The sequence below is a fragment of the Alteromonas sp. KUL49 genome (genome assembly GCF_006538345.1).
Lineage (GTDB): Bacteria > Pseudomonadota > Gammaproteobacteria > Enterobacterales > Alteromonadaceae > Alteromonas.
The window spans coordinates 1-676 of record NZ_BJKL01000043.1 but is presented as its reverse complement, the minus strand read 5'-3'; the positions used below and the strand labels follow the sequence as shown (position 1 = coordinate 676).

Annotated in this window: 1 rRNA gene; it reads right to left on the bottom strand. The window is 48.1% G+C overall.

Annotated elements, in window-relative coordinates:
* Nucleotides 1-663: ribosomal RNA gene (locus EYS00_RS20445) — 23S ribosomal RNA — on the bottom strand; the annotation flags it as partial.
* Nucleotides 664-676 lie beyond the last annotated feature (13 nt).

The window sequence follows — 676 nt, the reverse complement described above, 5'->3', positions numbered from 1 at the left end:
GGGTTTCGGGTCTATACCTAGCAACTAAACGCGCAGTTAACACTCGCTTTCGCTACGGCTCCGCTATTTGCTTAACCTTGCTACTAAATATAAGTCGCTGACCCATTATACAAAAGGTACGCAGTCACCCCGAAGGGCTCCCACTGCTTGTACGTATACGGTTTCAGGTTCTATTTCACTCCCCTCACAGGGGTTCTTTTCGCCTTTCCCTCACGGTACTGGTTCACTATCGGTCAGTTAGGAGTATTTAGCCTTGGAGGATGGTCCCCCCATATTCAGTCAAGATAACACGTGTCCCGACCTACTCGATTTCACATTAAAAGACCCTTCGTGTACGGGGCTATCACCCTGTATCGCGCCACTTCCCAGAGGCTTCCACTAAATCTTAAAATGCTTAAGGGCTAATCCCCGTTCGCTCGCCGCTACTAGGGGAATCTCGGTTGATTTCTTTTCCTAAGGGTACTTAGATGTTTCAGTTCCCCTCGTTCGCCTCAACAAGCTATGTATTCACTTGTTGATACACATAAATGTGTGGGTTTCCCCATTCGGACATCTGTGGCTCAAATGCGTTTTGTCAGCTCACCACAGCTTTTCGCAGACTTACACGTCCTTCATCGCCTCTAACTGCCAAGGCATCCACCGTATACGCTTAGTCACTTAACCATACAACCCCAAA